General features: G+C 66.0%; 21 protein-coding genes. 14 read left to right on the forward strand and 7 right to left on the reverse strand.

Annotated features, from left to right (window positions below; all coding sequences use genetic code 11):
* The first annotated feature begins 37 nt into the window (after positions 1–37).
* The 10 genes from U8330_RS21730 to U8330_RS21775 all read left to right on the forward strand — a co-directional run bounded on the left by U8330_RS21730 (position 38) and on the right by U8330_RS21775 (position 10,933).
* Entirely contained in the window at positions 38–1,042 is a 1,005-nt protein-coding gene (locus U8330_RS21730; RefSeq protein WP_323107666.1) for a sensor domain-containing diguanylate cyclase, read from the forward strand.
* Positions 1,043–1,184: 142 nt separating this feature from the next.
* Complete coding sequence (locus tag U8330_RS21735) at positions 1,185–2,171, forward strand: BMP family protein (protein ID WP_323107667.1); 987 nt, start codon at positions 1,185–1,187, stop codon at positions 2,169–2,171.
* An 8-nt stretch (positions 2,172–2,179) separates the two neighbouring features.
* The gene (locus tag U8330_RS21740; protein ID WP_323107668.1) at positions 2,180–3,586 is read left to right on the forward strand and encodes an amidase; all 1,407 of its coding nucleotides are present in this window, start codon (positions 2,180–2,182) and stop codon (positions 3,584–3,586) included.
* The gene (locus U8330_RS21745; protein ID WP_323107669.1) at positions 3,583–5,103 is read left to right on the forward strand and encodes an ABC transporter ATP-binding protein; all 1,521 of its coding nucleotides are present in this window, start codon (positions 3,583–3,585) and stop codon (positions 5,101–5,103) included. The genes U8330_RS21740 and U8330_RS21745 overlap by 4 nt, the downstream gene beginning before the upstream one ends.
* Positions 5,093–6,142 (forward strand): ABC transporter permease, encoded by a 1,050-nt coding sequence (locus tag U8330_RS21750; RefSeq protein WP_323107670.1) that lies wholly within the window; start codon positions 5,093–5,095, stop codon positions 6,140–6,142. Before U8330_RS21745 ends, U8330_RS21750 begins: the two co-directional genes overlap by 11 nt.
* Entirely contained in the window at positions 6,139–7,083 is a 945-nt protein-coding gene (locus U8330_RS21755; protein ID WP_323107671.1) for an ABC transporter permease, read from the forward strand. The genes U8330_RS21750 and U8330_RS21755 overlap by 4 nt, the downstream gene beginning before the upstream one ends.
* Positions 7,084–7,097: 14 nt before the next feature.
* A complete protein-coding gene (locus U8330_RS21760; protein ID WP_323107672.1) occupies positions 7,098–8,396 on the forward strand; it encodes an amidohydrolase family protein in 1,299 nt (432 codons plus the stop codon).
* Between the two features lie 122 nt (positions 8,397–8,518).
* A complete protein-coding gene (locus U8330_RS21765; RefSeq protein WP_323107673.1) occupies positions 8,519–8,776 on the forward strand; it encodes a DUF6894 family protein in 258 nt (85 codons plus the stop codon).
* Positions 8,777–8,882: 106 nt separating this feature from the next.
* A complete protein-coding gene (locus tag U8330_RS21770; protein ID WP_323107674.1) occupies positions 8,883–9,560 on the forward strand; it encodes a DUF2585 family protein in 678 nt (225 codons plus the stop codon).
* A gap of 68 nt (positions 9,561–9,628) precedes the next feature.
* The gene (locus U8330_RS21775) at positions 9,629–10,933 is read left to right on the forward strand and encodes a glycosyltransferase (RefSeq protein WP_323107675.1); all 1,305 of its coding nucleotides are present in this window, start codon (positions 9,629–9,631) and stop codon (positions 10,931–10,933) included.
* Here U8330_RS21775 and U8330_RS21780 read toward each other — a convergent pair.
* Positions 10,930–11,757, reverse strand: a complete 828-nt coding sequence (locus tag U8330_RS21780) for a polyprenyl synthetase family protein (RefSeq protein WP_323107676.1) — start codon at positions 11,755–11,757, stop codon at positions 10,930–10,932. The genes U8330_RS21775 and U8330_RS21780 overlap by 4 nt on opposite strands.
* Before the next feature lie 238 nt (positions 11,758–11,995).
* On the opposite strand from U8330_RS21780, the gene fni reads away from it, so the two are divergent.
* The 4 genes from fni to U8330_RS21800 are packed head-to-tail and all read left to right on the forward strand — an operon-like array spanning position 11,996 to position 16,711.
* Entirely contained in the window at positions 11,996–13,027 is a 1,032-nt protein-coding gene (fni, locus tag U8330_RS21785; RefSeq protein WP_323107677.1) for a type 2 isopentenyl-diphosphate Delta-isomerase, read from the forward strand.
* The gene (crtY, locus tag U8330_RS21790; protein WP_323107678.1) at positions 13,024–14,286 is read left to right on the forward strand and encodes a lycopene beta-cyclase CrtY; all 1,263 of its coding nucleotides are present in this window, start codon (positions 13,024–13,026) and stop codon (positions 14,284–14,286) included. The genes fni and crtY overlap by 4 nt, the downstream gene beginning before the upstream one ends.
* Positions 14,283–15,776, forward strand: coding sequence for a phytoene desaturase (locus tag U8330_RS21795; protein ID WP_323107679.1), 1,494 nt, complete (start codon positions 14,283–14,285; stop codon positions 15,774–15,776). Before crtY ends, U8330_RS21795 begins: the two co-directional genes overlap by 4 nt.
* Positions 15,773–16,711, forward strand: a complete 939-nt coding sequence (locus tag U8330_RS21800) for a phytoene/squalene synthase family protein (protein WP_323107680.1) — start codon at positions 15,773–15,775, stop codon at positions 16,709–16,711. The genes U8330_RS21795 and U8330_RS21800 overlap by 4 nt, the downstream gene beginning before the upstream one ends.
* Here U8330_RS21800 and U8330_RS21805 read toward each other — a convergent pair whose 3' ends face one another.
* The 6 genes from U8330_RS21805 to U8330_RS21830 form a co-directional block, all read right to left on the reverse strand.
* On the reverse strand, positions 16,712–17,230 hold the full coding sequence (locus tag U8330_RS21805; RefSeq protein ID WP_323107681.1) for a sterol desaturase family protein: 519 nt from the start codon (positions 17,228–17,230) through the stop codon (positions 16,712–16,714). It abuts the gene before it with no gap.
* A gap of 11 nt (positions 17,231–17,241) precedes the next feature.
* Positions 17,242–18,009, reverse strand: a complete 768-nt coding sequence (locus U8330_RS21810; protein ID WP_323107682.1) for a fatty acid desaturase — start codon at positions 18,007–18,009, stop codon at positions 17,242–17,244.
* Positions 18,010–18,020: 11 nt separating this feature from the next.
* On the reverse strand, positions 18,021–19,238 hold the full coding sequence (locus tag U8330_RS21815; protein WP_323107683.1) for an ABC transporter permease: 1,218 nt from the start codon (positions 19,236–19,238) through the stop codon (positions 18,021–18,023).
* Positions 19,235–20,248, reverse strand: coding sequence for an ABC transporter ATP-binding protein (locus U8330_RS21820; protein ID WP_323107684.1), 1,014 nt, complete (start codon positions 20,246–20,248; stop codon positions 19,235–19,237). The genes U8330_RS21815 and U8330_RS21820 overlap by 4 nt, the downstream gene beginning before the upstream one ends.
* A 120-nt stretch (positions 20,249–20,368) precedes the next feature.
* Positions 20,369–22,060: an ABC transporter ATP-binding protein gene (locus U8330_RS21825; protein ID WP_323107685.1), complete on the reverse strand. Its 1,692-nt coding sequence runs from the start codon at positions 22,058–22,060 to the stop codon at positions 20,369–20,371.
* Positions 22,057–23,001, reverse strand: a complete 945-nt coding sequence (locus tag U8330_RS21830; RefSeq protein ID WP_323107686.1) for an acetamidase/formamidase family protein — start codon at positions 22,999–23,001, stop codon at positions 22,057–22,059. Before U8330_RS21830 ends, U8330_RS21825 begins: the two co-directional genes overlap by 4 nt.
* Positions 23,002–23,004 lie beyond the last annotated feature (3 nt).

The raw sequence follows: 23,004 nt of genomic DNA on the forward strand, positions 1-23,004 counted from the left end.
CGGTGACCGCGCATTCTGTCTTTCGAGGCCTCAGTCGGTGGCGACGCTGAGCCTTGAGGCCTGCCATGCCGAGATCGCCCGCCTGCGTCTGGAGCTTTCGGCGCGGACCTTGGATATCGCCGAGACGCAATCGGTCCTCAGTCATCAGAAGCAGACATTCGTCCGCGCCCTGACGCTGGCGCGCATGGGCGTTTGGGAATGCACCCTGCCTGAAAACCGGCTCGAATGGTCGGACGGGGTCTATGACATCTTCGGCCTGCCGCGCGGCGCGCGGCTGGAGCGCAACGACATCGCCGGCCACTACAAGCCGGCGTCCCTGATCGAGCTCGAACGCCTGCGGAGCGCGGCGATCGCCGAGGGCACGGGCTTTTCCTTCGATGCGGAGATCGTCACGCGCATGGGGGATCACCGCTGGATCCGCATCACGGCGACGGCGGAGACGGAAGCCGGCAGCGTCAGGCGCATCTTCGGAACAAAGCAGGACATTACCGACGAAAAGATTGCCGTCGATCACATTCGCTATCTCGCCGCCCATGACGTGATGACGGGTCTCGCCAACAGGTCCACGTTTCAGGAGCGGCTCGCCATGCTCGACCGCCGGGAGGACGGGCTCTGTCTCCTGTTGATCGACCTCGATGGGTTCAAGCTGCTGAACGATACGTTCGGACATGCGGTCGGTGACGACTGCCTGAAGGAGACGGCGCAGCGCCTCGAAGGCCTCGTTCAGGACCGGTCTCTCGTGGCGCGGATCGGCGGCGACGAATTCGCGGTGATCATCGAGCAGAAAAGCGAGGCCCATGCGGTCCGACGCCTGGCGCAGAAGATCGTCGACGACCTGCGGCGGACGATCACAATCGGCGAGGCAAGCGTGGAGATCGGCGCTTCGGTCGGCCTTGCATTCGGCGATGGTTCGGGTCCGGAGAGGCTGGTCAAGAATGCGGATGTGGCGCTCTACGCCGCCAAGGCCGGCGGGCGAAATCAGTTCCGTGTCTTCGCGCCGCCGGAGAGCGAAGCACTGGGCAAACGGCGCAAAACCGGCTGATGCCCGGGCGCAGGCAGGCTGCGCCGAAGATCATGTTTATAAAGGCTCTTCGCTTATTTGGTGGGCACGGCGCATCCTTGACTTCAAATTAGGCGGCCACTAACAATTTTCACCAGTTGGTAAAAACTGGGGAACAGATCAAATGACCAGCAAGCTTATGATGTCCCGGCGCACCGTTCTGGCCTCCGGCCTCGCGCTCGGCGCTTCCACTTTCATTCCATCCGTTCGCGCCGCCACACCGGTCAAGGTGGCGGGCATCCATGGCTCGCCGGTCGAGAATGCTTGGAACTCCGTGCTCCACAAGGCGCTGCAGGAAGCGGCCTCCGAGGGTGCGATCGAGTATGTCTTCTCCGAAGGTGTTTCCGGCACCGATTATCCTCGCGCCATGCGGGAATATGCCGAGCAGGGCGCCAAGCTTGTCATCGGCGAAACCTTTCCGGTGGAGAAGCAGGCGCGCGAGGTCGCGATGGACTATCCGGACACGGCCTTCGTCATGGGCTCAAGCGGCAAGGAGGCCGGCGAGAATTTCGGGGTCTTCGGCACCTGGAACTTCGACGGCGCCTACCTTGCCGGCATGCTGGCCGGCAAGATGACCAAGACCAATGTCGTCGGCTCGGTCGGCGCCATGCCAATCCCCGAAGTCAACATGCTGATCAACGCCTTTGCGCTCGGCGTGAAGGCGGTGAACCCGGATGCCAAGCATCTGGTCACCTTCATCGGCACCTTCTTCGATCCGCCGAAGGCGCGCGAGGCCGGTCTTGCCCAGATCGATGCCGGCGCCGATATCCTGTTCGGCGAACGCATCGGCACCGCTGATGCCGCCAAGGAGCGCGGCATCAAGTCGGTGGGGTCGCTGATCGACTACACGCCGCGTTACCCGGATACGGTGTTTGCCAATGCGCTGTGGAACTTCCGCCCGATCCTCAACGCCGCGCTGGCCGATGTCGCCGCCGGCAAGCCGACCGGTCGCGACTATACCAGCTATGGCTTGATGAAGGAGGGCGGCAGCGACATCGTCTTCGTCAAGGGCGTGGCGCCGGCGGATGCGGAAGCCGCCATGGAAGCCAAGCGCAGCGAGATCAAGGCAGGCACCTTCGAGGTGCCGCGCGTGATGGACGAGCCGAAGTAAGCCGGATCATGGGCGACGACGCAACCGCACTGGCTGAGGCGATCCGTCAGGGTCGCCTTTCCGCGTCGGCCGCCATGCGCGCCGCGATCGAGGACGCCGAGCGCCGCTCCTCCCTTGGGGCCATCGCTTACCTCGATCCGGCACGTGGTCTTGCCGAAGCGGAGGACGCAGAGGCGCGGCTGCGCGGCGATCCCGCCGCTCCGGCGCCCTTCGCCGGCGTTCCGAGCCTCGCCAAGGATCTGGGCGGGCCGTTTTCCGGCTTCCCGGTCGCGGCGGGCTCGGCGATGCTGGCGCGCGCGCCATCCTCGGCCGACTCCGATCTCGCGACCCGCCTGCGCGCGGCGGGGCTTTGCGTCTTCGGTCTGACCACCGTTCCGGAAATGGGGCTGTCTCTGTCCAGCGAACCGGCGGTCGGTGCTCCCTGTCGCAACCCCCTGGACGAGACGCTGACGCCGGGCGGCTCCTCCGGTGGCGCGGCCGCGGCCGTCTGCGCCGGCATCGTCGCCATCGCGCATGCCACGGATGCCGGCGGCTCGATCCGCGTGCCGGCCGCCTGCTGCGGGCTGGTCGGGCTGAAGGCCAGCCGCGGTGCCCTTCCCGCCGGTCCGCTGTTTTCCAATCATCTCGGCGGCATTGCCAGCGAGCTCGCCATCTGCCGCTCCGTCAGGGATCTCGCGACGATCTTCGACAGTGCCAGGGGCGGGTCCCGAGGGCCCTTCGCCGACCCCCTCGTCGAGCAGCCGGCTGAATGCCCCATGCGGATCGGTCTCGTGACCGACTTCGGCAGCCGCACTCCGCTCGATCCCGAACGCGCCGGTGCCGTCGAGGCGGCAGCCCGCGCGCTGGAGGCCCGCGGCCACAGGATCGCGCCGATCGGCTGGAGCCGGCTCGAGGCGGCAGTTGCGCAGAGCGGCCGGGCTTTCGCCGATATCGTTGCCGTCAATCTCGCGCAGTTCGTCGAGGTCGCCGCCTTGGACCCCGACGTCGCGCAACGCCTGACCCGGGCCTTCATCGCCCGCGGTCGTTCGCTCAGTGGCACGCAGCTCTGGTCCACGCTCGATGCAAGCGTTCGCGTCGCGCGGGCGATGTGGGATCTGTTCGAGGAGGTCGATTGCCTGCTGACCCCCATGCTTGCCCAGGCGCCGCTGCCCCTCGGCGCCTTTCCCTTCGACCATGACGACACGGACCTGCAGATCGATCGCATGACGGCCTTCGCCCCCCTAGCCGCGCTCGCCAATATCTCCGGCGTTCCCGCGCTGACGCTGCCCTTCGGCGCCGACGAGAAAGGCCTGCCCCTGCCGGTTCAGCTCCTGGCCCCGATGGGGCGGGATCTGCACCTCATCGCGCTCGCGAGGGCGCTCGAGGCCGAGGGACGCTGGCGGCATCGCTTCCCGCTGGCGGGGCTTGCCGCATGAGCACGCCGATCCTTCACATCGAGCATGTCAGCAAGCGGTTCGGCGCGACACTTGCCAATGACGACATTTCCCTGTCGCTGGCCAAGGGCGAGATCGTCGCGCTGCTCGGCGAGAACGGCGCCGGCAAGACGACGCTGATGAACATCCTCTTCGGTCATTACATGCCCGATAGCGGGCGCGTGCTGATCGACGGCCAGGAGCTGGCCGCCGGCAAGCCGCGCGCCGCGATCCGCGCCGGCGTCGGCATGGTCCACCAGCATTTCGCGCTGGCGCCCAACCTCACCGTGCTCGAAAACGTCACCACCGGGACGCAACGGCTCTGGTCCCTGCGCGCCGACAAGGCCGGCGCACGGGCGAAGCTGCTGGCCCTGTCGCAGCGGTTCGGACTGAAGATCGACCCGGAGGCGCGCGTCGGCGATCTCTCCGTCGGCGAACAGCAGCGCGTCGAAATAGTGAAGGCGCTCTATAACGAGGCCCGCATTCTGATCCTCGATGAGCCGACGGCAGTTCTGACGCAGATCGAAGCCGAACATCTCTTCAAGACCCTGAAGGGCATGGCGGCCCAGGGCCTGTCGCTCATCTTCATCTCCCACAAGCTCGACGATGTCATGTCGACGGCCGACCGCGTCGTCGTCCTAAGGGGCGGTCGTCATATTGCCGAGCGTGCGGCGTCCGAAACCAGCAAGGCGGAGCTTGCCGAGCTGATGGTGGGGCGCAGCGTCGTCCGCCCGGTCCGCGAGCCTTCGGTTCCCGGCTCGCTAGCGCTCAGCGCGGCAGGCGTCACGCTTCGCCTGGACGGCGTCGACCGGCTGAAGGCGATCGATCTCCAGCTCCATGCAGGCGAGGTTCTGGGCATCATCGGCGTGTCGGGCAACGGCCAAGCGGAGCTGGCACGGCTCATCTCCGGGACACTGGCAAGGACGTCGGGCGATATCCGCCTGTTCGGCACGCCGGTCGAGACCCTGTCGGTGCGCGATGTCGTGGCGGCCGGGATCGGCCGTGTTCCCGAAGATCGCAACAAGGAAGGCGCCATCGGCGACATGGCGATCTGGGAGAACGTCATCCTGGAACGGCTCTCCGCTTTTTCCCGCAGCGGTCTGGTGGACCGTCCACGCGCCATGGCCTTCGCGCAGCGGATCATCGATCGTTTCGACGTGCGCGGCGGTGCGCCGGCAAGCCGGATCCGCCTGCTTTCGGGCGGCAACATGCAGAAGCTGATCCTGGGCCGCAATCTTATCGACCGGCCGCGCATCCTGCTCGCGGCCCAGCCGACGCGCGGGCTGGACGAAGGGGCCGTCGCCGCCGTCCACGAGCGGCTTCTCGAGGCCAAGCGGCAGGGTACCGCCGTGCTGCTGATTTCGGAAGATCTGGACGAGGTCATGGCGCTTGCCGACCGTATTCAGGCGATTGTCGGCGGCCGGCTGTCGCCGCCGATCCGCGCCGAGGAGGCTTCGACCCGCCGGCTTGGCCTGATGATGGCCGGCGAATGGACGAAGGAGACGGCCCATGCAGTTTGAACGGCGCGAGCACCGCCCCGTCGCCCTCGTTCTCCTGACGCCGCTGATCGCCATTGGCGCGGCGCTGGCGATTGCGGGTGTGCTGATCGCCATTGCCGGCGCGCCGGTGCTGGAGGCCTATTGGCGCATTCTTCTCGGTGCCTTCGGCTCGCGCCTGTCCGCCACCGAAACATTGACCCGCGCCACTCCTTTGATCCTCACCGGCCTGGCGGCTGCCGTCGCCTTCCGGGCGCGGCTGTGGAATATCGGCGGCGAGGGGCAGTTCCATCTCGGCGCGATCGCCGCCGCCTGGGCCGGATCGCAGCTCTTCTCCGCCTGGCCGTCGATCCTTCAGATCCCTCTGCTCTTCGTTTTCGGTGCCATCGCCGGGATGATCCTGCTGCTTATCCCGCTCTGGCTTCGGCTACGCTTCTCGGTCGACGAGGTGGTAACGACCCTGCTGCTCAATTTCGTCGCCGTGCTGTTCGTCTCCATGCTGATCGATACTGTCCTCAAGGACCCGGCGGCCTTCGGCTGGCCGCAGTCGCAATCGGTGTCCGATGCCGCGATGCTGCCGAAACTGCTGGCGCGCTCGCGCCTCCATCTCGGGCTGGTCATCGCCATTGTGCTGGCGCTTGCCGTCGCCTTCGTCCAGTCCCGCACGGTTTTCGGCCTGCAGTCGCGCGCCGCCGGCCTCAGTCCGCAGGCAGCCGCCTTTGCCGGCGTGCCCCTCGGACGGACACTGGTGCTGGTCGCCTGCATCTCCGGCGGCCTGGCCGGCCTCGCCGGTGCCGTGGAGGTCATGGGTGTGCAGGGCTATGTCACCACCAATCTCTCGCCCGGCTACGGCTATTCGGGGATCGTGGTGGCGATGCTCGCCAATCTCAATCCGCTCGGCGTCGTTCTCGCCGGCCTCTTCACCGCCACCATGTTCGTCGGCGCCGACGGCATGAGCCGCAGCCTCGGCATTCCGAGCTATATTGCCGACGTGATCGTCGCCCTCTCGCTCCTCTCCATGCTGGTCGCCGTCTTCTTCACCCAATACAGGATCCGTCGATGAGCGCCGTTCTCGACATCGTCGCCTCTGCCGGGCTCTGGGCCGCCGTGCTGCGCATCGCGACGCCGCTGATCCTCGGGACGCTCGGCGCGCTGCTCAGCGAACGGTCCGGGGTGCTCAATCTCGGTATCGAAGGCATCATGACCTTCGGTGCGATGATCGGCTGGCTGGCGGTCTATCATGGCGCCGATCTCTGGGTCGGGTTCCTGCTCGCCGCCCTTGCCGGGGCGATCTTCGGCCTGCTGCATGCCGCACTGACCGTCACGCTCGGTCTCTCCCAGCACGTGGCGGGGCTGGGCGTCACGCTTTTTGCCGGAAGTTTCAGCTACTATGTCTTTCGCCTGGTGGTGCCGGTTGCCGGAACGCCGCCCACCATCACGCCGTTTCAGCCGATCGCCATTCCGGGCCTCAGCGACCTGCCTTTCGTGGGTCCTGCCTTCTTCGCGCAGACGCCGCCGACCTATGTCGCAATCCTGCTTGCGCTCTGCCTCGCCTACATGCTCTTCCGCACCCCGCTCGGCTTGGCGATCCGCATGACGGGCGAGAACCCGCATGCGGCGGAGGCACAGGGCATCAACCCGATGGTCATCCGTTATGGTGCGGTAATCGCCGGCAGCGCCCTCATGGGCATGGCGGGCGCCTTCCTGACGCTTTCGGCCTTCAACAGCTTCTTCCCGACCATGGTGCAGGGCCGCGGTTGGATCTGCATCGCGCTCGTCGTCTTCTCCTCCTGGCGGCCGGGCCGTGCGCTGCTCTGCGCCCTGCTGTTCGCCTTCTTCGACGGCTTCCAGCTCCGCCTTCAAACGACGCTCGGCGGCGCGGTGCCCTATCAGCTCTTCCTGATGGTCCCCTATCTCCTGTCGATCGCGGCGCTCGCCGTCATGGCCCGGCGCGCCCGCGTGCCGCAGGCCCTCATGCAACCCTATCGGCGCGGGGAGCGCTGAACGGAGGATTTTCCATGTTCGACCTCATCATTCGCAACGGCAACCTGCCGGATGGCCGCGAAGGCTTCGATATCGGCCTCGCCGGTGGTGTCATCACGGCGATCGAGAAGCACATCGACGCCGGGGCGAAGGAAGAAATCGCCGCGGATGGCAGGCTCGTCAGCCCGCCCTTCTGCGACCCGCATTTCCACATGGATGCCACCCTGTCGCTCGGCCTGCCGCGCATGAACGTGTCCGGCACGCTACTCGAAGGCATTGCGCTCTGGGGCGAGCTGCGGCCGCTGCTGACCAAGGAGGCGCTGGTCGAGCGGGCGCTGCGCTATTGCGATCTCGCCGTCAGCCAGGGGTTGCTGTTCATCCGCAGCCATGTCGATACCTCCGATCCGAGGCTGGTGACCGCCGAGGCGCTGATCGAGGTGCGCGAGCGCGTTGCGCCCTACATCACGCTGCAGCTCGTCGCTTTCCCGCAGGATGGCTATTACCGCGCGGCGGAGGGCGAGGCCTCGCTGGCCCGCGCGCTGGACATGGGGCTCGATATCGTCGGCGGCATTCCGCATTTCGAACGGACCATGGATGACGGACGGCGCTCCGTGGAGGCGCTGTGCCGCATCGCCGCCGAGCGCGGGCTGCCGGTCGACATCCATTGCGACGAAAGCGACGATCCGCTCTCGCGCCACATCGAGACCCTGGCGGCCGAAACCATTCGCCATGGTCTTCAGGGCCGGGTTGCCGGCTCGCACCTGACGTCCATGCACTCCATGGACAATTACTACGTTTCCAAGCTGATCCCGCTGATGGCGGAAGCCGAGATCAACGTGATCCCCAACCCGCTCATCAACATCATGCTGCAGGGCCGGCACGACACCTATCCGAAGCGCCGCGGCATGACGCGGGTGCGCGAGCTGATGGCGGCGGGTCTTAACGTTTCCTTCGGCCAGGACTGCACCATGGACCCCTGGTATTCGATGGGGTCCGCCGACATGCTGGAGGTCGGCCACATGGCGATCCATGTCGCGCAGATGAGCGGTATCGAGGACAAGAAGAAAGTCTACGAAGCCCTGACCGTGAATTCGGCAAAAACCATGGGTCTCGAAGGCTACGGCCTTGCGGTCGGCTGCAAGGCGGATCTGATCGTGCTGCAGGCGGCCGATGTGGTGGAGGCCCTTCGGCTGAAGCCGGCCCGGCTCGTCGTGATCAAGGGCGGCAGGATCATTTCCAGGAGCGCGCCGCGCATCGGCGAACTCTTCCTCAAGGGCCGTCCGGCGGCCATCGATCCCGGCCGCGATTATGTGCCGGTTGCGGCGAAACTATAGGGCTCAGAGACCCTGACCCGTGGTGCCGTGGCCGACCGGCCACGCTTCACGCAGTCTTTCGAGCAAGGTCGGGAACCGGGGCCAGCCCTCATAGTTGTGCCGGCGAGCAAGAGGGGCCCGGCATGCCGCGATTTTACTTTCACGTGCGACTGCATGATCTCGTCGTAGAGGATGCCGACGGGCTCGTTCTCCCCGATCTGGCGGCCGCCCGCGCCGAAGCGATCCGCGGCGCCCGCGTCATCACGGCGGGCGAGGACGAGGGTGGCGAGGACGAGGGCTGTTTCGAAATCTCATCCGAGGACGGGGAGTTGCTGCTGGAGGTCCCCTTCCACCAACCGCAGCCGAAAGAACCGGCACGTTCCGATCGATGCATCCACTGACCCTGACGCCGCCAAGCCGCCTGCGGACTGGTCCGAAACGATCGGCGAACGACGCTGAAGGCATCGCAACTGCGTTCGCCGGCCGTTGGACGCACGGACACGGCCGATGACCCTCGAGCACACGGAACGCCAGGCGGCGAAACCCAGCCTGCATCGTCAAACCCGCACCGCGCAGCGCCCTGGGACACGCGGCCGCGGGGCGCGTGTTTCCGCTTTCGAGATGGGATGCGCTGGCTTCTCTTCGCCTCACCAGAGCGCGCTCTGTGGCGTGATCCTGGCCTTCCAGATCGGCGTCCTGCTCCTGCTCGGCCGGCCATGGATCTGTCCCTGCGGCGATGTTCTCGTCTGGCAGGGCGCTCTCGATCCCGTGCATAACTCGCAGCAACTGGCAGACCCCTACACGATCCTGCACATCGCCTTCGGCTGCGGGCTGTTTCTCTGGCTGACGACGATCCGCCCGGACTGGCCGCTTGCGCGGCGCGCGACATACGCCGTTGCCAGCAGCGCCATCTGGGAGATCGTCGAGAACCTGCCGCTCGTCATCGATCTCTTCGCCAATGATGGAAGCAGCCTCGATTATCGTGGCGACAGCATCGTCAACTCGGTCTCCGATACGCTGGCCGTCAGCCTCGGCTTCCTGATCTCCTCCCGCCTACCGAAATCCTTGACGCTTGCCCTTGTCGTGGCTCTGGAAGGTATCACTTACCTCCTGATCCAGGACAGCATCCTCGCCGGAATCCTGCGGCTTCTGGCGGCGCTGCCCGGGCTCCCGCTCGCACCGTAAGCCGGCATGCCCCACGGCGGGGCGGGGCTGGACGGGTTTCGCTCTTCAGGACACCAAGGGTCCGGCTCGTGCATCTCGCTCTCTTCTGCCCACCCTACAAGAGCCATATCGCCGTGTTCCAGTGTCTGGCAGGCGCGCTGGAACGGCGGGGCCACCGGGTGACACTGATGGTCAATGCGGGCGTCGAGCCCTTTCTCGACCAGCACGTCCCGGTTGCGACGATCGAGGGAACCAGCCGCGCCGAGATCGAGGCGATCATCGCCCGCGCCGCCGCGCCGGGTGGCCCTCTCGGCATCCTGCGGACGGTTCATGATGGGGTGACGCTTTCCGAGGCGATCTGCCGGTCCGCGCCGTCGCGGCTTGCCGCGCTCCGTGTCGATGCAATCGTCGCCGACCAGACGGAGCCGGCGGCAGGCCTCGTCGCGCGGTTCCTGAACCTGCCTCTGATCAGCATCGCCTGCGCGGTGCCCATGGAGAGGGGGAGTGGTATTCCACTGCCCTTTCTCCCCTGGCCCTATGACGCGAGCGAAAAGGGTCTGAAGCGCAATGCCGGGGGAGAGCGCGTGTCCCGCCTGTTGCTGAGCGAGCAGAGGCGCCTGATCCGGCGCTGGGCTGGGCGGTTCGCCCTCGCCGGCGACTTCGACGATCTGCTCTCCTGCAGTTCAGACCTTGCGACGATCGCGCAGATTACGACGGAGTTCGATTTCCCGCGCGAGAATGCCGGCCTGCTGCACTGCGTTGGGCCGATCCGCGATGCAGTGCCCGCCGCGCCCTTGCCGATCGAGCCAGAACCAGGCCGCCCCTTCGTCTTCATGTCGCTCGGAACCCTGCAGGGCCATCGGTTCCGTCTTTTCAAGACGGTCGCCGCGGCCTGTCGGAAGATCGGTGCGCAGCTGCTGGTCGCCCATTGCGGCGGTCTCAGCAAGAGCCAGGAGAAGGCGCTGGGGGCGACATGGGTGACGGATTTCGTTCCGCAGCGCGCGGTGCTTGAACGGGCGGACCTCTGCGTCACCCATGGCGGCATCAATACCGTCCTGGATGCGCTTTCCTGCGGCACGCCCATGCTGGTGCTGCCGATCGCCTTCGACCAGCCGGGCGTCGGCGCACGGGTCGTCCATCACGGTGTCGGCCTGCGCCTTTCCCCCCGCTTCCTTACGCAAGGGCGGGTGACGGAGGCGCTCGCCCGCCTGCTGGCCGATCCAACCTACGCGCAGAGGGCCTCGGCCTTTGGCGGGCGGATCACTGCCGCCGGTGGGCTGCAGGAGGCAGCGAGCCTCATCGAAGACCGCGTGGACGCCCGGCTTGCGGGCGGCCGAGGCGCGGTCTTGCGCTCGCCGGATCCAAGCCTTGCGGATCGAACCACGTCGGCCTAGCCGGCGATCGTCTGCGGGGGGACCAGCCGGTGGATGGAGCGGAGCATGTAGCGGATCGGCTCTTCCTCGACCCCGCATCGGCTCAGCGCGGAGTTGGCGGCCTTGAGGTGCGACTGATAGGAATGCCGCGTGGCGGCTTCGCCACGATAGCTCATCATGGTCCGCTTGCCGATATCCTTGCCGCTGTCCTTGCCGAGCGACTGGGTGAGCGCGAGCACGTCCAAGAGGTCGTCGAGCGCCTGGAAGGCGGAGCCGACATGGAAGGCCATTTCCGCCAGCGCGTCCGACTGCTCGCGCGGCCGCTGGTCGAGAATGCTCGCCATCTCGGCCATGGCGGCAAAGAGGCGCCCGGTTTTCAGGAAGTTCTTGCGCTCGACATCGACATCCGGGCTCTGCCCGTCATTCAGATCGACCTCCTGCCCGGCGGCCAGGCCGGTGGCGCCGACGGCGAGGCTGAGAGAGGCGACCAGACGGGCGCGGGCCTCGCCGGGCAGGCCCTCGATGGTGGCCAGAATGTTCATGCCGCGGGTGAGCAGCGAAATGCCGGCCAGGATCGCTGTCGCCTGACCGAAGACGACATGCGTCGTCGGCTTGTCGCGCCGCAGCGCCGCGTCGTCCATGCAGGGCAGATCGTCAAGGATCAGCGAGGCCGTGTGCACCATCTCGATCGCGCATCCGACATCCACCGCCAGATCCAGATGCGCAGGCTGCGGAACGGTCAGGACGAAGAGCAGCGGACGGAAACGCTTGCCACCCCCGAGCACGGCATGGCGCATGGCGGCGGCGAGGTTCGGCGGCGTGTAGTCCTCGGTATCGAGAAGCACCCGGAGGCGGTTCTCGATCCTGAACGTCAAGTCTTTTATGGTCAGGCGACTGTCTTCTTCGGCAGACTCCCGGTCCAGCCAAGAAATGCGGCTTCTCTCATTTAGTGTATCGTCATGCTTGAGAGAAATTTGGTCCACCATGGAGGACATTCTGCAGGCCTAACCTATATGTCGCTTCAGTCCGGCTTGCCGGTTTTCATTTCTATTTGTAGCACCAAACTGTGGATGAAAGGACCCTATGCTCGCCGATCGAAAAAAACAGCACCTGGACATCGTTCTGGCTGGCCAGGCTGTCTCTTCGAGCATCGGCGCAGGCTTTGCCGAGGTCCGGTTCGAGCATGTCGCGCTGCCCGAAATCGACATGGGGGCCATTGATTTGACAATGGAATTTCTGGGACGGCGGATCGCCATCCCCTTCCTCGTCTCGTCGATGACCGGCGGGGCCGAGAAGGCGCAGGCCATCAATCACAATATTGCTATCGCCTGCGAGGCGCTGAAAATTCCGTTCGGGGTCGGCTCCCAGCGCGTGGCGATCGAGACGGCCACCGATTGGGGCATGAACCGCGAACTGCGACGCCTGGCGCCCTCCGTGCCGATCCTTGCCAATATCGGGGCTGCCCAGCTCAACACCGGGTTCGGCCTCGACCAGGCCCGCCGTGCCGTGGAGATGATCGATGCGGACGCGCTCATCATCCACCTCAACCCCCTGCAGGAGGCTGTTCAGCCGGAGGGGGATCGCGATTGGCGCGGCCTCGCCGGCAAGATCGGCGCGCTCGGCAAGGCGCTGTCTGTGCCGCTGGTGATCAAGGAGGTCGGGTCCGCGATTTCGCCAGCCACGGCCGCGACGCTGGTCGACCTCGGCGTGCGGATCATCGACGTCGCCGGCGCAGGGGGCACGAGCTGGGCCTCGGTCGAAGCGCAGCGTGCCCGAACGCCGGCAGAGGCCGCGATAGCCTCCGCCTTCAGCGACTGGGGCCAGCCGACGGCCTTCGCCATCGCCGCCCTGCGCCGCGCCATGCCCGACCTCTTCATCATCGGGTCCGGCGGCGTGCGGACGGGCGTGGATGCTGCGAAGGCGATCCGTCTCGGCGCGGATCTCGTCGGGCAGGCTGCCTCCGTGCTGCCATCAGCCACCACCTCGCCGGAACAGATCGCCGAGCACTTCGGCATCATGGCCGCACAATTGCGGGTCGCTTGCTTCTGCACGGGATCCTCGACCCTGGCCGAGCTGCGCAAGGCCAAACTGGAGGCCGCTCCAGTCTGGGGATGACCGACACCGACCGCCCACCACGCCGCCCGCCGGCAGAAACTGAAAGGCCCTTCGATGCGGCGGGAGCATCTGTCCACAGTGCCGGGCGGGCGGCTGCCGGGCCGCTGGTTCTGGTCGGCGCGGGTCTTTCCAGCGCGCTCATTGCCTGCTCGCTCGCCCACCGCTTTCCGGATGTGCCGATTCTGATTCTGGAGGGAACCGCGCAGCCCTTCGGCGAGCACACCTGGTCGTTTCACGATGCCGATGTGGCGGAGGAGGCGCAGGCCTGGCTCACGCCGCTCGTTGCCCATCGCTGGGCCGGCCAGGAGGTTCGCTTCCGCGGCCATCGGCGCCATCTTGCCTCCGGCTATGCCTCTCTGACCTCTGCTTCGGTTCTGTCTGCCCTGCGCGGACGGACGTCCGTGACGGTCGAAACGGGCGCCGCGGCCGTCGAGCTAGCCGAGGACCATGTGCTTCTCGCCGATGGTCGACGGATCACGGCGACCTGCATCATCGACTGCCGCGGCTTCCGGCCAAGCGACAGTCTGGTCCTCGGCTATCAGAAGTTCCTGGGTCTCGAGGTGGACCTCGAAGCGCCGCATGGTCTCGCCTATCCGGTCATCATGGATGCCACGGTCGACCAGAAGGATGGCTATCGCTTTCTCTACCTTCTGCCACTGTCTGCGACCCGGCTGCTGATCGAAGACACCCGCTATGCCGACGGGCCGGACCTCGATCATCAGGCGCTCGGCCGCGACATCGAGGCCTATGCGAGGAGCCAAGGTTTTGCCATTCGCCAGGTGCTGCGCCGCGAGGAGGGAGTGCTGCCGATCACGCTGGCGCATGATGCACAACGCTTCTGGTCGCAAGCGCCGCGCGCCATCCCGCAGGCGGGCTTGCGGGCTGCGCTGTTTCACCCGACGACGGGCTACAGCCTTCCCGATGCGGTGCGGCTGGCAACGCTCGTTGCCGCGCATTGGCCGGTGTCCAGCGCGGACCTCGCGCAGGTGATCAAGAATTTCGCTCTCGAACGCCACGGCGCGCAGCGCTTCTACCGCCTTCTCAACCGCATGCTGTTCCTCGCCGCCCAGCCCGCCGAGCGCCACCGCGTCCTCGAACGGTTCTACCGTCTGCCGACCCCGCTGATCGAGCGGTTCTATGCGGGGCGGACGACGCGGCTCGATGCCCTGCGCATCCTGACCGGAAAGCCGCCGGTCCCTATCCACCGGGCACTCGCCTGCCTGCGCGAAGCCCCTCTTTTGAAAAACGGGTCCCCATGAGCAGTGAAGTCAGATCAGCGGCCGTCATCGGGGCCGGTTTCGGCGGCCTGGCGCTTGCCATCCGCCTGCAAAGCGCCGGCATCAAGACCACCATCTTCGAGCGGCGGGACAAGCCGGGCGGGCGGGCCTATGTCTATGAGGATGCCGGCTTCACCTTCGATGCCGGTCCGACGGTCATCACCGATCCCGATTGTCTCGAACAGCTCTGGGCTCTCTCGGGGCGCAGTCTCGCCGATTACGTCACGCTTCTGCCGGTCTTCCCGTTCTATCAACTGTGCTGGGAGGATGGATATCGGTTCGATTATGCCGACGACCAGGCGGAGATCGACCGGCAGATCGCTGCGAAGTCGCCGGAGGATGTGGAAGGCTATCGCCGCTTCCTCGCCTATTCGCAGGATCTGTTCCGCGAAGGCTATGAGAAGCTCGGAACCGTGCCGTTCCTCGACTTCGCCTCGATGATCAAGGTCGCGCCGCAGCTCGTGCGGCTGGAGAGCTATCGCAGCGTCTACTCGAAGGTCAGCCAGTTCATCAAGGATGACCAGCTGCGCCAGGCCTTCAGCTTTCATTCGCTGCTGGTCGGCGGCAATCCCTTTCGAACCTCCTCGATCTACGGCCTCATCCATGCACTGGAGCGCAATGGCGGCGTTTGGTTCGCCAAGGGTGGCACCGGCGCCCTGATCGCCGGGATGGCGCGGCTTTTCGAGGATCTCGGCGGCCGGATCGTCCTCAATGCCGAAATCGACCGGATCGAGGCGGACGAAGGGCGCGTGCAGGCCGTCGTGCTGAAGGACGGGAGCCGCCACGCCTTCGGCCAGATCGCCTCCAACGCCGATGTGGTACATACCTACAAGCACCTGCTCAGGGATACCGCACGCGGAAAGAGCTACGGGCGATCGCTCGAGAAGAAGAGCTTTTCCATGTCGCTCTTCGTCATCTATTTCGGGCTGAAGCGGCTTCATCCGGAGCTCAAGCACCATATGGTGCTCTTCGGGCCGCGGTATCGCGAGCTGATCGCCGAAATCTTCGGCACGGCCCAGTTGGCGGAAGATTTCTCCCTTTACCTCCATGCGCCCTCCGTGACGGATGACAGCCTCGCCCCGCCCGGATCGAGCGCCTATTACGTGCTCTCGCCCGTCCCGCATCTGGGAACCGCGGAGATCGACTGGGCGGTCGAGGGGCCGAAATATCGTGACAGGATCCTCAGATATCTGAACGATCGCTACATTCCGGGTCTCCTCGACGATCTCGTCACCGTCCGGCATTTCTCGCCGTTCGATTTTCGCGACGAACTCAACGCTCACCTCGGCTCGGCCTTCTCGGTGGAGCCTGTTCTGACCCAGAGCGCCTGGTTCCGGCCGCACAACCGCGATGACAAACTTTCCAACCTTTACATCGTCGGGGCTGGAACGCATCCGGGCGCCGGCATTCCGGGCGTCGTCGGCTCGGCCAAGGCGACGGCGCAGCTGATGATCGAGGATGCGCGGCCATGAGCGACAGCGTCGTCACGTCCAGCGAGACGGCGATCGCTCAAGGGTCGCAGAGCTTTGCCGCCGCGGCGAAGCTTTTCCGTCGCGAGACGCGGGACGATGCGGTCATGCTCTATGCCTGGTGCCGCTATTGCGACGACGTGATCGACGGGCAGACGCTGGGACATGATCAGGAGGCGCGCTATCGCGACGGGCAGGAACAGCGCCTCGCCAGGTTGCAAACCGAGACCGCGCGCGCTCTCTCCGGCGAGCCGCACCCCGAGCCCGTGTTCGAGGCGCTTCGCCGCGTGGTGGCACGTCATCAGATCCCGGCTCGCCATCCGCAGGAGCTGCTCGCCGGCTTCGAGATGGACGTGATCGAGCGACGCTACGAAACCGTCTCCGAGACGCTCGACTATTGCTATCATGTGGCAGGCGTCGTCGGCGTGATGATGGCGATGATCATGGGGGTGCGAGACGAGGAAACGCTCGACCGCGCCTGCGATCTCGGCCTTGCCTTCCAGTTGACCAATATCGCCCGAGACGTGATCGACGATGCGCGGGTCGGTCGGGTCTACGTGCCCGCAGAGCTCTTGAGCCGGCATGGGATCGATCGGGTGGATACGGAGGATCCGGCGCAGCGGGCGGCGCTGCATGCCGCTGCCCTCGATCTGTTGGACCTTGCCGAGCGCTATTACGCCTCTGCCATGGCCGGCCTCTCCGCCCTGCCGCCACGCTCGGCCTGGGCGATCGCTGCGGCACGGCGGATCTATCGCGCAATCGGCCTGAAGCTGCGTGCCGGGGGGCCGGCTGCCTGGGAGCGCCGGGTCTCGACGACGAAGCCAGAAAAGCTGCGCCTGCTCGCGCTCGCGCTCGGCGATGTCGCGAAAAGCCGGACGGCAGGGCCAGGCGCTCCGCGAACCGGCCTTTGGCAGCGTCCCCGTCCTCAGCGTCCCTAGTCAGCGCCCTTCGGTGCCCGGCACATCGGCATCCACGGGATTCTGGCTTGGTGCGCGCCGGTTCGTCTGCAGTTTCTTGACGAGCGTTTCCACTGGTTCGGCATAGACGAAGCCGAAGGAAACGCAGCCATCGCGGCCTTCGACCGCGTGATGCAGGCGATGGGCCTGGTAGACCCGCTTCAGATAGCCCTTGCGGGGCACGTAGCGGAACGGCCAGCGCTGATGCACGAGACCGTCATGCATGAAGAAATAGAGAATTCCATAAAGCGAGATGCCGACCGCCACCCACCAGATCGGCCAGAAGAAAGCCGAGCCGATCCAGAACAGGAAGATGGCGAAGCCCGCGAAGATGACCGCATAGAGATCGTTCTTTTCCAGCGTCTCATCATGCGGTTCGTGATGCGACTTGTGCCAGCGCCATCCCCAGCCATGCATGATGTGCTCATGCGACCAGGCCGCGAACCACTCCATGAACACGACCGTGCCGACAACCAGAAACAGGGGGATCAGGAAATTCATCAGGCTGTCCATCATCGACCTCGGCTCGGTTGTGTCTGCGCCAGGGCATGGCGATGGTGCGGCAGTTTCCACCAGGGCACCCAGGGCATGTCATGGTGCTCGTGGTGGTAGCCGAAGTGGAAGCAGGTCAGCAGCGACAGGAGCGGCGGAAAATCATTGCTGCGCGCCTTGTGCCGATCCGCGAAGGGCTGTTCGTCGATGCGGTGCGGACGATAGGTGCCGAAATAGAACAATTGCAAGGACGAAAGAATGGCAGGAAGCGCCCAGAAGACCAGCATGGTCGGGAAACGCTCCCTGAGAATGACGAGATAGACGACGACGGCGACCGTCAGGATCCCGAATTCGCGCCAGCCGAAATAATAGCGGAAGAAGCGCAGATACCAGGGCCAGAAGCTGGAGGGATGTTCGGGATCGAAATCCGGATCCTCGTCCGTTCCCGCATGCCGATGGTGGGCATGGTGGTTCTCGAACAGCTTTTCGTAGCTGAAACCGGCATAGATGAACACGCAGAAGCGCCCGATCGCCCGATTGAGCGCCGGGTGGCCAGGGGCGAGCGAGCCATGCATTGTGTCATGCGCGACGATGAAGAGGCCGACGCTCAGCCAGCACTGAACCAGGATGACGAGCGGCGCCAGCGCCAGCCTCCAGCCGCTCCAGTCGATCAGGAAGATCGCGGAAATGTGAATGCCGGCCCAGGCGAGCACGACGAGACATGCCAGGGCCAGTCCGGTGACCATGTCCGCTTTGCCTGGCTTGGCGGCGCTTGCCCGAGCGTTCATCGAAACGTCCTTCACAGTCGGAGCCGGATGCGGGAAACGATCAGCGCGGCAAGCAGGCCGACCACCGCCATCGCACACAGGCGAACTATCTCCGGAAACAGATCCGGCAACCCCTCTCCACGCCCGACCGTGCCGTAATAGGCTTCGATTGCCCAGGCATTGGGCGTGAAGCGGCCGAGCGTCTGCGCCCAATCCGGCATCATGAAGCGCGGAACCATGGATCCGCCGATTGCCGAGAACACCAGCACCAGAAAGGTCGAGACGGTCTGTGCCTGCTGGCGTGTCGTGCAGAGCGCGGCAACCGCCAGTGCCAGTCCGGCCGCGGCCGCCGCGGCCGCACCGGTCGTCAGCAGCCAGAAGCCGAAGGCATCGGTGATGTCCACACCATAGATCAGGGCTGCGATCGCGAAAATCAAGCCGACCTGCACAATGCCTTGAAGCGTGAGGAACAGGAACTTGCCGGCGATGACCGCATCCGTTCCGCCGGGGCCGACGGCGAGACGGTCGAGAATGCCCGCCTGCCGCTCCTCGATCAGGGTCGCCGCGCTTTGCATGGCAGAAAACAGCAGGAAGAGAATGGCGATCGCACCGGCATAATAGGTGATCGTGGCATTCATCCCCGTCGGCCCGTCCACGACAGTGCGCGCGATCAGGCTGCCGTCGGGCGCCCCCGGCTGCTCCGCCCCTTCGGCAAAGGCGGCGGCCGCGGCGGACAGGCGCCGGCGCTGCTCGTCCGTGAAGCCGCCGGCAATCGCTTCCACGGACGTCGCGCTGCGGCTGAGAAGAAGATCCGGAAGCCGGCGAGCGAGCATGTCCTGCATCTGGCCGGTCAGCAGCGCACCGGCCATCGGCTTGGAAGGATCGACCAGAACGGTGAGGAGCGGTTGGCTTTCGGGCACGGCGCCATCCGCTGCGTCGTGACCGATCACCACGCCGACATCGATCAGACCCTGCCGGATCAGCCGGTTCGCCTCGTCCCTTGTGGAGAAGGTCGCCCCGGCAACCTGCAGCAGCGGCTCGTTGCGCAGCGCCTGTTCGAGCCGCGCGGCGACAGGCCCCTGGTCGAGCCTGACGATCGCGATCGTCAGCGGCAACCGATCCTTCGTGCTTGCGGCGAAGATCGAGGCGAAGATCAGGAAGATCATGGGCGGCAGCACGAAGGCGAGGACCAGAGCGCCGCGGTCGCGCAAAAGCCCGAGCAGCATGACGCGGACGATGGCGAGGATCATCGCGCTGCCTCCTCGGACGCCGGTTGGCGCGGGTTCGGCAGATCCCGGAACAGGCTTTCGAGGCCCGGGCGTCGAAACCGCATCTCGGCTGGCGCGATCCCCGCGCGTGTCAGTTCGGCAGGCAGTGTCGAGGCGGGGTCCTCGGCGGTCAATGTCCATTGATCGTCGTGGGACGGCCTGAAACCGAGGCGGGTCAGGGCCTGCCGGTCTGCCTCGGTCAGGTCCGTCCTGAAGTCCAGGATCATCTCCACCCGCGTGCCGAAGGCAGCCTGCAGCAGATCGCGCGGTGCACCCTGTGGGGCGAGAATGCCGTTCTGCAGGAACCCGACCCGGCTGCAGAGGCTTTCCGCCTCCGCCAGGTCGTGGGTGATCAGCAGAATACCCATGCCGGTTTGCTGCAGCGCCCGGATCACGCCGTCCAACTGGCGGCGGGCTTCGAGGTCGATCCCTGCCATCGGCTCATCCAGAATGAGAAGATCGGGCCGGTGCAGCAGTGCGGCGGCGAGATTGACCCGCCGCTTCCAACCGCCCGAAAGCGTCGCGACGCGCTCGGAACGGCGATGCTCCAGCCCGGTCGCGCGCACGACGTCGTCGAGCGCCAGGTCGGTATCTCGGCGGCTCAAGCCCGACAACCGGCCGAAGAGCTGCAGGTTTTCCCGGATGGTGAGATGCGGATAGAGAGCGATTTCCTGAGGAACGAGGCCGATCCGATCCCGCGCTCCAGCCTTTCCGGCGACGCGGATCTCGCCCCGAAGCGGGCGCAGACGGCCGCAGATCGCGCGGACCAGCGTCGTCTTTCCTGCACCGTTGCGGCCGAGCAGACCGAAGATTTCGCCGCAGCCGATGGTCAGGTCGATGCGGTCGAGAATGGGGGTGCGGCCATAGGCGGCGTGCAGGTCTCTCACTTCGAGAGCGGCAGGGCGTGTGGACAGGTGCAGCTCCCGGTACCCCATTCTCAGTGAGCGGACGACGACGAACCGGTGAGGGCCTGCGAAAACCTGGTCGACCAAGCCCAAGCGCCGGGTCGGGCAGGACGCGGCAGGAGGGGCGCTGCGTCGACCGACGTCACGGCGCACCCTCCCATAGGCGGAGTGTCTTTGCAACCCATCGCTTGCGGACGAAGCCTGCGATCAGGCCTGCCGTCTCGCCTGATACTGGGTCGGGTCAGGCACGGGGACGGCGGCCATCAGGGCGCGGGTGTAGTCGTCCTGCGGAGTTTCGAAGACGGCACGGCGGGTGCCGATTTCGACGATCCGTCCGCCGCGCATCACCGCGACATTGTGCGACATCTTCTCGATGACCGCCATGTCATGGGAGATGAAGAGATAGGCGAGCCCCATGCGCTCCTGCAGTTCCAGCATCAGATCGAGCACGCGGGCGCGCACGGAGACATCGAGCGCCGCGACACTTTCATCGGCAACGATCAGCTTCGGTTCCAGCGCGAGCGCCCGGGCAATGCAGATGCGCTGCCGCTGGCCGCCGGAAAACTCGTGCGGATAGCGCTCGGCGGCATCCGGCGTCAGTCCGACGCAGCGCAACAGCTCGGCCACCCGCTCGCGCCGCTCCGCCTTGGTCGCGATGTCGTGAATGACGAGCGGTTCGGCGATTGCCGCGCCGATGCTCATGCGCGGGTCGAGCGAGGCGTAAGGGTCCTGGAAGATCATCTGTGCGGCGCGGCGGATCGGGCGCATGATGGCGCTCGAGGCTGGGAAGACCTCCTGTCCGGCGATCCGGACGCTGCCCTCGAAGGGGATGAGGCCCAGCACAGCCTTGCCGGTGGTCGATTTTCCGGAGCCGCTCTCACCGACGAGACCGAGCGTTTCGCCGGCCTTCAAGGTGAAACCGACACCCTTGACTGTCGGCTCCGGCTGCGCGCCACGCTGCAGCCAGCCGGTCTTGCGCCCGTAGGTGACGCTGAGATCGGCGACCTCGAGGACGGGCAGGGGCGCCGTGTTCCCGGCGGCGGCGGCGGGCGATGCGGCGCTGACCCGCGGCGGTGCGTCCGTGCCGGACAATGCACCGAGGCGGGGAACGGCGGCCAGCAACTGCTGCGTATAAGGATGGGTCGGCCGGGCGAAGATGTCGATCACCGGTCCCTGCTCGACGATATTGCCCGATTGCATGATCGCGACACGGTCGGCCATTTCCGCGACCACGCCCATGTCGTGGGTGATCATGAGGATCGAGGTCTGGAACTCCTGCCGCAGCTCGCGCATCAGCCTGAGGATCTGGGCCTGGACGGTGACATCGAGCGCCGTTGTCGGCTCGTCGGCGATCAGCACCTTCGGACGGCATGACAGGGCCATGGCGATCATCACGCGCTGGCGCATGCCGCCGGAGAGTTCATGGGGATATTGCGTCAGGCGACGGGCAGGATCCGTCATGTGCACGGCATCGAGCATCTGGCGCGCGACGGCTTCGGGCCGTTCCGTCAGGCTGCTGCGGTGCGCGCGGATCGCTTCGGTCAATTGCGCGCCGACGGTCATCACCGGATTGAGCGAGGTCATCGGCTCCTGGAAGATCATGGCGATCTGTCCGCCGCGGATGCCGCGCATCGTGCGTTCGGAGGTGCGCGCAAGATCGGTCTCGCCGAGGCGAATGCTGCCCGAGGTGACCCGCAGCGAGGCCTTGGGCAAAAGCCCCATCACTGCGAGCGAGGTGACCGACTTTCCCGAGCCGGATTCGCCGGCGAGACACAGCGTCTCGCCGGCCTTCAGGTCGAAGGAGACGGCGTTCAGGATGCGCTTGAGGCCTGTCGGCGTGCGGGCATCGACTGAGAGGTCCCGGACGGAGAGAACGGGACCTTGATGGGGAAGGGTCACGAGAGAACGATCCTCGGGAAGTAGAAGGAGACGACCCAGTTCGGCATGTCGACGATCTCGCTGATGCGCAGGTCGCCGCACACAGAGCAGAGCATGTAGGCATCGACCGGGTTCATGCCGTGCTCGGCCGAGAGCAGGTCGATCATCCGCATCACGGCTTCCTGCGCGCCGGTCATCAGATCCGGGCCGACGCCGGTCGTCACTTCGTAGCCGGCGCCGTCGAGATGGCGGGTCACCGGTTCGGTGGTGGTGAAGCGCGGCGACTTCAGATTGGCGCCCTTGACGAGGTCGAGGGTCAGTTCGACGTTCATCTGGCTTTCGATGGCGGTGCCGCAGACTTCGCCGTCGCCCTGGGCAGCATGGGTGTCGCCCACCGAGAAGAGAGCGCCTTCGACCTCGATCGGCAGGTAGAGCGTCACGCCCGCGGTCAGGTCGCGAATGTCGAGATTGCCGCCGACGCGACGCGGCGGAACGACGGAATGCAGGCCGGCTTCCGCCGGCGCCACGCCGATCGTGCCGGTAAACGGCTTCAGCGGCACCTTGCCGCCCGGGCCGAAGGCGGCTGGCGCCATCGAGCCGGTGTCATAGGACCAGACATGCAGGGCCGGATCCTTGAACTGGTCGGCCAGCAGCCCGAAGCCCGGAATATTCGCCGTCCAGCCATGGCCGCACGGATGGAACTTGCGGATCGTCACCTTCAAGGCGTCGCCCGGCTCTGCCCCCTCGACATAGACCGGACCGGACACGGGATTGATCTTGCCGAAATCCAGGTTGGCGAGCGTCTCGAGCGTCGCATCCGCGCCAAGCTGGCCGCCGGAGGAATCCAGGCATTCGAAAAGGATCGTTTCGCCGGGGCGCGCGGTAAGGGCGGGAGCGAAATCTCGGTTCCAGCCGAAATTATGCTGGGCCCGGTGAATGGTATGGTTGCAGGCGACGCACATGGG

The organism is Rhizobium sp. CC-YZS058 (genome assembly GCF_034720595.1).
Taxonomy (GTDB): Bacteria; Pseudomonadota; Alphaproteobacteria; order Rhizobiales; family Rhizobiaceae; genus Ferranicluibacter.